The sequence below is a fragment of the Deinococcus frigens DSM 12807 genome (genome assembly GCF_000701425.1).
GTDB classification, from domain to species: domain Bacteria; phylum Deinococcota; class Deinococci; order Deinococcales; family Deinococcaceae; genus Deinococcus; species Deinococcus frigens.
The window spans coordinates 1-10,331 of the sequence record NZ_JNIW01000085.1 but is presented as its reverse complement, the minus strand read 5'-3'; the positions used below and the strand labels follow the sequence as shown (position 1 = coordinate 10,331).

Below are 10,331 nucleotides of genomic sequence, written 5' to 3'. Positions count from 1 at the left end.
CCCGGCGGGTTGTCCACGTATCATCGGGAAAGCCATGCTGCGGCGCACCCTCCCGCAGGAGGGTGCGAAGCTGCTCGAGTTGGCTGGAGGTCAGACGTGATGGACGTCCTGGAGCGACGGTGGCCTGCAGCGTGCCGATCTTTTTGAGCCGGGCGCTCCAAGTGGTGACGGTGAGGACAGACACGCCAAAATGTTCGGCAATCTCGCGGTGCGTCTGGGTGCCGCGTTGAAGCCATTCGGCAGCGGCCAGTCGGCGTTCCTCAAGCTGGGCGCGGGAATACCGTGAAGGTTGCCATTCGGCCATGCCATTAGAGTATCAGGCTGTATTTACGCCGTGATCAATAATCATCTCGACAGCGCAGGGCAGAATGCGCCCCGTCTCGGTCATGGTTGAAACCTCGGCAGAAATGAAGAGAGATTTTTTTGAAGCACTTGAGGCAGGTGAAACTGAATGACACAGACATCAAGAAAGCTCACGGGCACACGCCCTGAAAATCAGGAGGCGGTTTCCTTCCGGTTACCCACCATTCTTCTGGAGCGCCTGGATGAGACTGTGCAAGCTGAAGGCTCATCCCGTACTGCGGTGATCCGCTCAGCGCTGGCGGTTTATCACCGTTTGGCTAAGGGTGGAACACTGCTGGTTCCGGTGACGGTTAAAACGCAGGAACAATTGAAAATGCTCGGTGAACTGAAACAGTGTCCTGAAGAAACTCTGGCTGGTGAGTTGCTAAAGAACACTGTTGAGCAGTGCATTGCAAAAGAACAGAAGGGCTGGAATGCGTCTTTGACGTTTAGTGTCGTCAGAACCTCGCCTAAGCCTCAGCGTACTCAGACCATTGTTATCAAAAGCTTGGTGACGCAATGAAGCTTTTGCGTAATGTGATATCTGTTCTCAGTGTATATGTTGATAAAGTAAGCTGGAATGTAGAGGGAATTGACACTGAAGAGAATTTGAATCCTGCTGTAAATATTGATTTTCGGCCAATAGATATATCTAAAAATACTATTAAATCATTTACTGATTTCAGTTTTGGTAATAAAGGTAAAATATATTTTGCATGTAAAGTCGAAGTTTTAGTTATTACTCCAAACTTTGACTTTGATCAGATTATGAATAATCCCGAACATCGTAAGCTTGTCATGGATGTATGTGCAGAAATGGCGATGGGCCACATCAGAAATATGTTGATATACGCCACTTCAATGGCTGGTTTGGGTACGCCTATTCTTCTGAACGGCGTCGTGCCAATTGCGCTTGTTCCCGGAGGATTCCAAGAGTCTGGTACTGAGGAAACTCAACAGACATCTGAAGGGTAATTCTCCCCTCCTCGCTCACGCGCTACACTCCACTGTCACGCCCAAGCAGGCGCGCGAAAGGCCCCGGAATCCATCCGGCAAGCCGAGAGGAGAACTGCACTATGAAGGCACACATGATCACCTACGGGTGTCAGATGAACGAGTACGACACGCACCTGGTCCAGTCGCAACTGGTCAGTTTCGGCGCGGATCTGGTGGACAGCATCGACGAGGCCGACTTCGTGCTGGTCAACACCTGCGCGGTGCGCGGCAAGCCGGTGGACAAGGTCCGCAGCCTGCTGGGGCAACTGCGGAAAGTAAAATCTCAGCGCCCCCTGGTGGTGGGCATGATGGGCTGCCTGGCGCAGCTTGAGGAAGGCCAGCAGATGGCCCGCAAGTTCGAGGTGGACGTGCTGCTGGGGCCGGGCAGCCTGCTGGACATCGGCGCGGCGCTGGAAAGCAACGGGCGATTCTGGGGCCTGCAATTCAAGGACGAGCTGCACGAACACATTCCGCCGTCGCCACAGGGCAAGTTGCAGGCGCACCTGACCATCATGCGTGGCTGCGATCACCACTGCACCTACTGCATCGTGCCCACCACGCGCGGCCCGCAGGTCAGCCGCTCGCCGGACGACATCCTGCGCGAGCTGGACACCCAACTGGCGGCAGGCGTGCAGGAAGTCACGCTGCTGGGCCAGAACGTCAACGCTTACGGCGTGGACGGCGGGGCGCGGCTGGCGGGTTATCCCTCGTTCGCGGACCTGTTGCGTTTGGTGGGCCGCAGCGGCGTGCGCCGCATCAAATTCACCACCAGCCACCCTATGAACTTCACCGAGGACGTGGCCGCCGCGATGGCCGAGACCCCCGCCGTCTGCGATTTCGTGCACCTGCCGGTGCAGAGCGGGAGCAGCCGCGTGCTGCGCCGCATGGCCCGCGAGTACAGCCGGCAAGAGTACCTGGGCCACATCGCCGCCATCAAGAAGCACCTGCCTAACGTGGTTCTCGCCACCGACATCATCGTGGGCTTTCCCGGGGAGACCGAGGAAGATTTCCAAGAAACCCTGAGCCTGTACGACGAGGTGGGCTACGACAGCGCCTACATGTTTATCTACTCACCGCGCCCCGGCACGCCCAGCTACAAGCACTTTGCGGACCTACCGCGTGAGCTGAAGACCGAACGCCTGCAACGCTTGATCCTGAAGCAAAAGGAATGGAGCAAGCTGCGCAACGCTGGCAAGGTCGGCACCGTGCAGGAGGTTCTGCTGCGCGGCGACGCCCACAGCGAGGGCTTTCTAGAGGGCCACACGCGCGGCAACCACCCCACCGTGGTTCCCAGAGCGGTCGGCGCGGACGGCGCGGGCGTGTACCCGGTGTTGATCGGCCACAGCACCCCACACATGCTCTACGGCCAGATCGTGGGCGCGGACGGCCAGCCGCTGCCCGAGATTCCCCGGCTGGAGCCGCAGGCAGCGGCGCTCAGCCGCCCGTTGCAGATGGCCTAAAGGGCACTGCTCACCCGGCTCTCTCCCTACGGAGAGGGCTTTTTGATGGCCGCTCTACCTTTGCGGAAGGGGGGCCTTGCGGAGCAGGGGGATGTGGGGGCTGCCGGGCAGACCGTGAACCACAGCGGCATGCCAGCGACCCAGCCCAAGGCCAGATGACTACTTGATATCCACCTGAAACGCCGGGACTTTCACCTGAATGGTACGGAAACCCTCTGCGCTGTTGCCGTCGGAGGCCAGCTTGACGTTGACGCTGGCCTGGGCCTCCAGCGTGCGGGTACCGGTTTCCTGCGGGAATTCCACCACAGCCTGAATGCGCTCGCCGATGTTCCACGGGACGGGCGGCAGGTACGAGGCCACGCACACCTGAAACTGCCCGTATTTCAGGTTAGGCTGCCCGGTCTTAGCGGTGTCCAGCACGCTGAGACTGAAGGGCCGGGGGCAGTCGTTCTTGAGCAGCAGATTGTGTGGGCCGAGGTTGACCAGCGTGACGGTCAGCAGCCGCCCGTTGACGCTGACGCCGGAGCTGATCTGGGTCTGGGGGAGGGTAACGCGCGGGGCACAGGCAGTGACGGCCAGCGCGAGGCACGCCAGCAGGAGACGCGGTGACAGCAAGTGGGAAAAGCAAAACATGGCGTTCAGGTTAACAGCCCACGGCTGAGAATGCGTATGAAGCCGGATACACGTGAAGCCGGATACATGGAGCCACCCAGCCACACGAAAAGCGCCTTACCCGACTGGGCCGGACCTTCCAGATGCCAGGAAGCACAGGGCAAGTCAAGCCTCCGACCTGCCGGGCATCAGTTAGCGACGGCGCGGCGAGCTGCTGTGATCCCTTGATCGCCACGCCCTGGGCAGATGCTGGCCCAGTTCACACTAAGCCGGATGACCTACGCTATGATGCGCGCGTTCAAACACTAGACGGGGAAAAGGCCGGGCCATTTCGCGCTTCGCGCGTTCCTTTTGACCTACCCCACCCGTCAACCCCCTTTAGGAGGCATCATGCAGAAAACCACGAAGAAATTGACCGCCCTCAGCTCGTTCCTGATCGTTTCCGCCGCGCTGGCCGCGTCGCCCGCCGATACGCTGGTGATTCAATCCGCAGCCGACATCCCCACCATGGACCCTGGCGTCACCTACGACACGGCGTCTTCCTCTGTTGTGGACAACATGTACGAGACGCTGCTGACCTATGACGGGTCCAGCCTGACCAAGCTCGTTCCGCTGCTGGCCACCAAATGGACCCCCAGCAACGGCGGCAAGACCTACACCTTCGATCTGCGCAAGAACGTCAAGTTCCACAGCGGCGCGACCATGACCTGCGCCGACGCCGAGTACACCTTCGAGCGCAACCTGGTCACCAACAGTGGCGCGAGCGGCAACTGGTTTTTGGCCGAGGCCCTGACCGGCACCCAGAGCAACGCCGCCGACGACAAGAGCGTGACCTGGGCCAAGATCGACAAGTCCGTGGAGTGCAACAACGGCGGGCAACTGGTCTTCACGTTGCCCGCCGTAGATCCTGCCTTCCTGGCAAAGCTGGCCTACACCGGAATGGCGATTGTCGAGAAGTCTTACAGCGCCAAGATTGGCGAGTGGGACGGCACCGAGAAGACCTGGAAGGACTGGACCGGTAAGGACCTGACCGGCTCCGAGCTGAGCAAAAAGCCCAACGGCACCGGCCCTTACAAGTTGGTCCGCAACGACGCCAACAACTACCTGTTCCAGGCCTTTGATGGGTACTGGGGAACCAAGCCCACCATCAAGAACGTGATCCGTCAGAAGGTGGCTGAACTGGCCACCCGTCAGCAGGCGCTGTTGCGCGGCGATGCCGATATGATCGAGGGCGGCGGACGCGCTGTGGACGAGGCGCAGATCAAGGGCAAGCCCGGCGTGACCTGGGTGGACGATCTGCCCAACACCAGCTCCACGGCCATCTTCATGAACGAGAAAATCGGGGGCAAGGGCAACAACCTGCTGGGCAGCGGCAAGCTGGACGGCAAGGGCATTCCCTCCAACTTCTTCAGCGACGTGAATGTGCGCCGGGGCTTCTCGTACGCCTTTGATTACCAGGGGTACATCAAGGATGTGCAAAAAGGCAAGGGCATGCAGCGCACGGTGCTGATGCCCGACTCTTTCCCCGGCTACGATTCCAAGGTCAAGACCTACACCTTTGACGCCGCCAAGGCCACCGACTACTTCAAGCGCGCCTGGGGTGGGCAGCTCTGGAAGAACGGCTTCGTGCTGACCGCCAACTACCGCGCCAACTCGGTCGCCGCACAGACTGCGATGGAAATTCTGAAGAAGAATGTCGAGGCGCTGAACCCTAAGTTCCGGGTCAACATCCAGTCCAAGCAGTGGAGTGAAATGCTCTCCGATTCCCGCAAGGGCGAGGAAGCCATGATTCTGATCGGCTGGGCACCCGACTATGCCGACGCGGACAACTTCATGTACACCTTCTACGCCAGCGACGGCTACTACAGCCCGCGCGCCAACTGGAAGGACGCCAGCGTGGACAAGTGGCTGGGCCAGGCGCGCAGCACCATCAACGCCGCCGAGCGCAACCGCCTGTACAGCCTGGTGGGTCAGCGCGCCTACGAGCAGGCCCCGTACATTCTGGTGCCCGCCCCCGTGGACTACATGTTCAACAGCAGCCGCGTAACGGGTGCACCCCGCACCAAGGCCGGGTACAACCCCATGACCTCGCTGCTGTGGAAGGAACTGGCCAAGAAGTAATTACCCGACAGGCAAACTGTTTAAGTGTTGAGGAGAGCGGGCGGGGCGACCACAGTGCGGGTTGCCCCCCCGCTTCCCCTTTGCCTCCGCTTTTTGTAAACTGCGTCCCTCAGATGAAAAGACCATGCTCACGGCCTCTTTTAGTGGTTCTTCCGCCTGGTTTCAGGTCGAAAGCCCCCTCTCTCCCGCGGACCCCGAGGCCCCCATGCTGAATTTCACCATTCGACGGCTGATCCAGATTCCCATTGTCATGATTGTCCTGTCCTTTATCGTCATCGGCCTGACGCAACTGCTGACGCCCGAGCAACGCGCCGCGCCGTACATCCGCAGCGAGCAGCAGGCCGCGCGGCTGGAGCAGATCATCAACGAACGCGGGCTGCGCGATCCCTTTCCGGTGCAGTACGGGCGCTGGTTTTCCAACATCGTCAAGGGCGATCTGGGCTATTCCAAGGCCAGTAACAAGGACGTGGTAGAGACCATCAGGGAGCGGCTGCCCAACACCATCGAGCTGGCGTTGCTAACCGCCATTCCCATTCTGCTGCTGTCGGTGTGGCTGGGCACTCTAAGCGCGCTGCACAAGGACAAATTGATCGATCAGATTCTACGGGTGGTGGTGGTGCTGGGCTACAGCCTGCCCACCTTTGTGCTGGGCATTGTGTTGCTGGCGGTGTTCTACGCGTATCTGGGCTGGCTGCCCGGCGCAGGGCAACTGGACATCATCAATCAGTTCGTGGTGGGCGACCTGAAACGCTACACCGGCATGATGACCGTGGACGCCGCGCTGAATGGACGCTGGGATATCGCCTGGGACGCGCTACGGCACATGATCCTGCCCGCCGTAACCCTGCTGATCGTGCTGAGCGCCAACCTGGTCAAGGTGATGCGCAACAGCATGCTGGAAGTGCTGACCAGCGATTACGTCCGCACGGCACGCGCCAAGGGACTGTCCTCGAAGGTAGTGAACGTCAAGCACGCCCGCCGCAACGCGCTGCTGCCGATCATCACGCTGGGCGGCTTTCTGGTAATCAACCTGCTGGGCGGCTCGGTCATCACCGAGACCATCTTCGCCTACCCCGGTATCGGGCAGTGGTTCGTGCAGGCCGCGCTGCAACTGGACATCGCCGGGGTGCTGGGCTTCACGCTGCTCTCGGCGTTGCTGGTGGTGGTCATGAGTACGGCGGTGGACATCCTGTACGGCGTCGTCGATCCGCGCGTGAGGTTTCACTGATGTCGCCCTGTCCGACCACCCGGAGACCCGCATGACCACCACTTCGTCTGCGCCCATCGCCATCGAAAAACGCGGCGCATTCCGGATGTTCTGGACGGGTCCGGCCATGCGGAAAATGCGGCGCAACCCGCTGGCCATCGGCGGTCTGGTCATCACACTGATGTTTGCGCTGCTGGCCCTGTTTGCCCCGCTGGTGGCCAAACCCACCGGCAACTGCCTGCGCGACCTGAACATGACCAGCCAGAACCAGGTGTACAACCCGCTGGCCGCGCCGTTCTGGAGCGCGGTCTTTGCGCCACCTGCCAGTTGCTACAAGATCCAGCGCCTGAGTTTCGCGCAGGAACCCGCACCGCCCAACTCAATCCCTGGGGCCACCGCGCCGTTTGGCACGGTCAACGGCTACAACATCTTTTATGGGCTGGTCTGGGGCACGCGCACCGCGCTGAAAATGGCCTTTATTATCGTGGGCATCACTCTGGTGGTGGGCGTGCTGATCGGGGCCATCAGCGGCTTCTACGGCGGCTGGATCGACAACCTGATCCAGCGCTTTATCGACGTGCTGTTCGCCATGCCGGGTCTGGTGCTGACGGTGGTGATCCTGACCATTCTGCGCGCCAAGAATCCGGGGGGCGATCCGACCTGGCCGATCATCCTGGCGTACTCGGTGGCGGGCTGGGCCGGCTACGCCCGCGTGATCCGGGGCGACGTGCTGAAGACCCGGCAACTGGAATACGTGGACGCCGCCCGTGGCCTGGGCGCACGCGACCTGCGAATGATCCTCAAGCACATCATTCCCAACAGCGTGACCACCGTGTTCACCATCTCGGTGCTGGACCTGGCCACCGTGCCGCTGGGCATCGCGGCCCTGAGCTTTCTGGGCCTGGGCTTCGAGCCGGGCTACTCCGAGTGGGGCCAACTGGTGGACTTTGCCCGCGCGTGGTTAAAGCCCGAATACTGGTACGTGCTGGTCTTCCCCGCCGCCTTTATCATCCTGTTCAGCCTGGCCTTTAACCTCTTCGGCGACGGCCTGCGCGACGCGCTGGACCCCAAGACACGGTAAGGCACAAAAAAAATTGGTATGTGGCGTCCAGGAGTGGTCCTGTACGCCGCGCGCCTTTTGTACGGGGCCGGGTGGCCCAGCAGAGTAAACTGACCGTATGACCGAACCCGCCTACCAGACCATGACGGAAGAGGAATACCTGCGCTGGGACGGCCCACGGGACGCCAAGTGGGAATATGTGGACGGCTTCGTGTATGCCCAGGCAGGAGCTAGTAGGCCGCATAACACCATTTCCACCAATCTCCAGCGCGTATTTATTCCTGCGGCTGATGCCCGGAATTGCTCAACTTACGTCAGCGACCTCAAGGTTCGTATCTACCGTGATGGACGCCCCCGTTACTACTTGCCGGATGTCGTGGTGGTCTGTAATTCCAGGTCAGAGGGCGACACTGAAACCCAACCCTGCCTGATCGTCGAAATTCTGAGCGCCAGCACCCGCGCCGTGGACGAGACCTTCAAGGCCAGCGACTATCAGCGATTGGAAAGCCTGCAAGGTTACTTGCTGGTAGACAGTGAGCGACAGCAGGTGATGTTCCACCGCCGCACCGCGCAGGGCTGGCAGCTTGAACAGGTGGCTGAGGCGGTGGAGCTGCCGTGCCTGGATGTTTCGCTGTCTGTGGCTGCGATTTACCGCAAAGTTATGCTGTAATCCTCAGCCCCGGCACGCGCCCCACGATCCCCGCGCATACCTCCACAAAGTTCCCCTCCACCTCCGCATTCCCAAAACGCAGCACGCGCACCCCGGCTCCCGCCAGGACCCGCGAACGTTCGGCGTCGTATGTCTGAGCTTCTGCCGAATCGTGCGATCTGCCGTCCAGCTTGATACACAGCCGCAGCGAAGGCGCGTAGAAGTCCAGCACATAGCCCAGCAGTGGCACCTGACGGCGGAATTTGACTGGGTAGGTTCTCAGGAACAGGAACCAGAGTTTGCGTTCGGCGGGTGTCTGTTCACGCCGCAGCTCGCGGGCGCGCGGAACCAGGGTCTTGGTGTGGATGTCGCGCATTGAGAGGAGTCTATTCCTGTCAATGTTTTAGGGTTGCTCCCACGGTTTAACCCATCTGCTTCGCAGCTCTACGAGTCCGCCCCTGCGGGGCACCTCCCCTCAAGGGGAGGCAAGTGGCTTTCTACCTGGCAAGATTGACGGCCACTCTTGGCTCCCCTTGAGGGGAGCTGGCCGCGCAGCGGACTGAGGGGTTCGCACGCCACGCCCCCGCCCCACACTCCCCCCAGGTTCGCCGCGCCCAAGCGTAGGCTCTGGGCAAAGTAGAATATCCCATGACCAGTTCGGCCCTCCAGAAAATGAGCGAGACGGAATACCTCCGCACGGAGGAACTCAGTCCATTCAAACGGGAGTATGTGGACGGATTCGTGTACGCCCTGCACGGCGAGGACCCTCCGAACGCTCAGGCTGGTGCATTGAGCAAGCATGGTCTGATCAGCACAAATATCATTGCTGCCCTGCACCGTCCGGCGTTGCGTCAGGGGTGCAAGGTCTATGCCAGCGATATGCGGGTGCGAATCCAGGCCAGGGGACCGCGCTATTACTACCCCGACGTGGTGCTGACCTGCGAGGACATGGACGATGACGCGCGCTACGCCAGCAGTCCATGTTTCATCGTCGAGGTGCTGAGCCAGGGGAGACAGGTGATAGACCGGGGCCAGAAACTCTCGGAATACACCGCGTTACCCAGCCTCCAGGGCTATCTGATGGTGGACACCGCCACCCGTGCCGCCCGCCTGTACACCCGCCACGGCGAGGGCTGGAGCGAACAGTACGTCGAGAAAACTGGGGTACTGCGGCTGCCATGTGTGGACGTGGAACTGACGTTGGACGATTTATACGAGGGAACAAGCCTCTAGCCGCCCCGCACCCCCCAAGCCCCTCCACCCCCACCGCGCCCAAGCATGGGCTTTTGGCTTGGGAAAAGCACGTGGAACAGAGCTGTGAGTAGACGTTACGAGGATTGGGCAGAGCAATATAGCGCAGACCCCGCAGATATGCGGCACAATGCTCTGGATGACCACTCAAAGCACAAAAAGCAGCAATCTCGCAAGCCCAAACATCGTGATGCTGGCTCAGGGCAAAATTCTTGATTTTGTTGATGGAGTCACGCAGCGGGAAGACACCCCCGAAGAATACGTTCGTCAGGAGATCAGCAAGTCACTCGTGAGGGAATACGGTTATCCAAGGACAGACATCGCCGTTGAGTTTACCCTCAAGCTTGGGAGTCGCCGCCCGCGTGCTGACTTGGTGGTGTTTCCGAATGGAGCGCCGCATGAGCAGGGCAACGCCGTCCTCATTGTTGAGTGCAAATCAAAAAATGTCAAATCTAGCGACAAGAAGGAGGGAGTGGGCCAATTAGTGAGTTACCTTTCAAGCTGTCTCAATGCAACATATGGGATGTGGACAAACGGATTATTGATCACGGCGTAAATACTGCCTGATAGCCTCATGGCATGGCCGAATGGCAACCTTCACGGTATTCCCGCGCCCAGCTTGAGGAACGCCGA

Annotated in this window: 11 protein-coding genes and 1 pseudogene; 9 read left to right on the top strand and 3 right to left on the bottom strand. The window is 60.2% G+C overall.

What is annotated here, in order from left to right; genetic code table 11:
* Positions 1 to 304, bottom strand: a pseudogene (locus tag Q322_RS23625) (IS630 family transposase); the annotation flags it as partial.
* Between the two features lie 147 nt (positions 305 to 451).
* On the opposite strand from Q322_RS23625, the gene Q322_RS22755 reads away from it, so the two are divergent.
* From Q322_RS22755 to miaB, 3 genes are all read left to right on the top strand, one after another.
* Positions 452 to 865: a ribbon-helix-helix domain-containing protein gene (locus tag Q322_RS22755; protein WP_084148083.1), complete on the top strand. Its 414-nt coding sequence runs from the start codon at positions 452 to 454 to the stop codon at positions 863 to 865.
* Entirely contained in the window at positions 862 to 1,317 is a 456-nt protein-coding gene (locus tag Q322_RS23620) for a hypothetical protein (protein ID WP_156953153.1), read from the top strand. Before Q322_RS22755 ends, Q322_RS23620 begins: the two co-directional genes overlap by 4 nt.
* Positions 1,318 to 1,418: 101 nt before the next feature.
* Positions 1,419 to 2,798: a tRNA (N6-isopentenyl adenosine(37)-C2)-methylthiotransferase MiaB gene (miaB, locus tag Q322_RS0118340; protein WP_029479323.1), complete on the top strand. Its 1,380-nt coding sequence runs from the start codon at positions 1,419 to 1,421 to the stop codon at positions 2,796 to 2,798.
* Between the two features lie 159 nt (positions 2,799 to 2,957).
* Here the strand turns inward: miaB and Q322_RS0118330 are convergent, their stop codons facing one another.
* On the bottom strand, positions 2,958 to 3,431 hold the full coding sequence (locus tag Q322_RS0118330) for a hypothetical protein (protein ID WP_029479322.1): 474 nt from the start codon (positions 3,429 to 3,431) through the stop codon (positions 2,958 to 2,960).
* A gap of 369 nt (positions 3,432 to 3,800) precedes the next feature.
* Between Q322_RS0118330 and Q322_RS0118325 the strand changes: the two genes are divergently transcribed.
* The 4 genes from Q322_RS0118325 to Q322_RS0118310 all read left to right on the top strand — a co-directional run bounded on the left by Q322_RS0118325 (position 3,801) and on the right by Q322_RS0118310 (position 8,468).
* Positions 3,801 to 5,531, top strand: coding sequence for an ABC transporter substrate-binding protein (locus Q322_RS0118325; RefSeq protein WP_029479321.1), 1,731 nt, complete (start codon positions 3,801 to 3,803; stop codon positions 5,529 to 5,531).
* A 205-nt stretch (positions 5,532 to 5,736) separates the two neighbouring features.
* The gene (locus Q322_RS0118320; RefSeq protein ID WP_029479320.1) at positions 5,737 to 6,759 is read left to right on the top strand and encodes an ABC transporter permease; all 1,023 of its coding nucleotides are present in this window, start codon (positions 5,737 to 5,739) and stop codon (positions 6,757 to 6,759) included.
* A 31-nt stretch (positions 6,760 to 6,790) separates the two neighbouring features.
* A complete protein-coding gene (locus tag Q322_RS0118315; protein WP_029479319.1) occupies positions 6,791 to 7,819 on the top strand; it encodes an ABC transporter permease in 1,029 nt (342 codons plus the stop codon).
* A 97-nt stretch (positions 7,820 to 7,916) separates the two neighbouring features.
* On the top strand, positions 7,917 to 8,468 hold the full coding sequence (locus Q322_RS0118310; RefSeq protein WP_029479318.1) for a Uma2 family endonuclease: 552 nt from the start codon (positions 7,917 to 7,919) through the stop codon (positions 8,466 to 8,468).
* On the opposite strand, the gene Q322_RS0118305 is transcribed toward Q322_RS0118310, so the two are convergent.
* A complete protein-coding gene (locus tag Q322_RS0118305) occupies positions 8,458 to 8,823 on the bottom strand; it encodes an endonuclease domain-containing protein (RefSeq protein ID WP_029479317.1) in 366 nt (121 codons plus the stop codon). The two genes, Q322_RS0118310 and Q322_RS0118305, sit on opposite strands and share 11 nt — an antisense overlap.
* 272 nt (positions 8,824 to 9,095) lie before the next feature.
* Here Q322_RS0118305 and Q322_RS0118300 point away from each other — a divergent pair, with 272 nt between their 5' ends.
* Together Q322_RS0118300 and Q322_RS0118295 are read left to right on the top strand one after the other, a co-directional pair.
* Positions 9,096 to 9,680: a Uma2 family endonuclease gene (locus tag Q322_RS0118300; RefSeq protein ID WP_029479316.1), complete on the top strand. Its 585-nt coding sequence runs from the start codon at positions 9,096 to 9,098 to the stop codon at positions 9,678 to 9,680.
* A gap of 157 nt (positions 9,681 to 9,837) precedes the next feature.
* Entirely contained in the window at positions 9,838 to 10,254 is a 417-nt protein-coding gene (locus Q322_RS0118295) for a type I restriction enzyme HsdR N-terminal domain-containing protein (RefSeq protein WP_084148084.1), read from the top strand.
* Positions 10,255 to 10,331 lie beyond the last annotated feature (77 nt).

What these genes read in the sequence shown, in the direction of transcription:
- Q322_RS0118300 (WP_029479316.1), top strand. Translation starts at nt 9,096, where the DNA reads ATGACCAGTTCGGCCCTCCAGAAAATGAGCGAGACGGAATACCTCCGC.
- Q322_RS0118330 (WP_029479322.1), bottom strand. Translation starts at nt 3,431, where the DNA reads ATGTTTTGCTTTTCCCACTTGCTGTCACCGCGTCTCCTGCTGGCGTGC.
- Q322_RS0118325 (WP_029479321.1), top strand. Translation starts at nt 3,801, where the DNA reads ATGCAGAAAACCACGAAGAAATTGACCGCCCTCAGCTCGTTCCTGATC.
- Q322_RS0118315 (WP_029479319.1), top strand. Translation starts at nt 6,791, where the DNA reads ATGACCACCACTTCGTCTGCGCCCATCGCCATCGAAAAACGCGGCGCA.
- Q322_RS0118295 (WP_084148084.1), top strand. Translation starts at nt 9,838, where the DNA reads ATGACCACTCAAAGCACAAAAAGCAGCAATCTCGCAAGCCCAAACATC.
- miaB (WP_029479323.1), top strand. Translation starts at nt 1,419, where the DNA reads ATGAAGGCACACATGATCACCTACGGGTGTCAGATGAACGAGTACGAC.
- Q322_RS0118320 (WP_029479320.1), top strand. Translation starts at nt 5,737, where the DNA reads ATGCTGAATTTCACCATTCGACGGCTGATCCAGATTCCCATTGTCATG.
- Q322_RS22755 (WP_084148083.1), top strand. Translation starts at nt 452, where the DNA reads ATGACACAGACATCAAGAAAGCTCACGGGCACACGCCCTGAAAATCAG.
- Q322_RS23620 (WP_156953153.1), top strand. Translation starts at nt 862, where the DNA reads ATGAAGCTTTTGCGTAATGTGATATCTGTTCTCAGTGTATATGTTGAT.
- Q322_RS0118310 (WP_029479318.1), top strand. Translation starts at nt 7,917, where the DNA reads ATGACCGAACCCGCCTACCAGACCATGACGGAAGAGGAATACCTGCGC.
- Q322_RS0118305 (WP_029479317.1), bottom strand. Translation starts at nt 8,823, where the DNA reads ATGCGCGACATCCACACCAAGACCCTGGTTCCGCGCGCCCGCGAGCTG.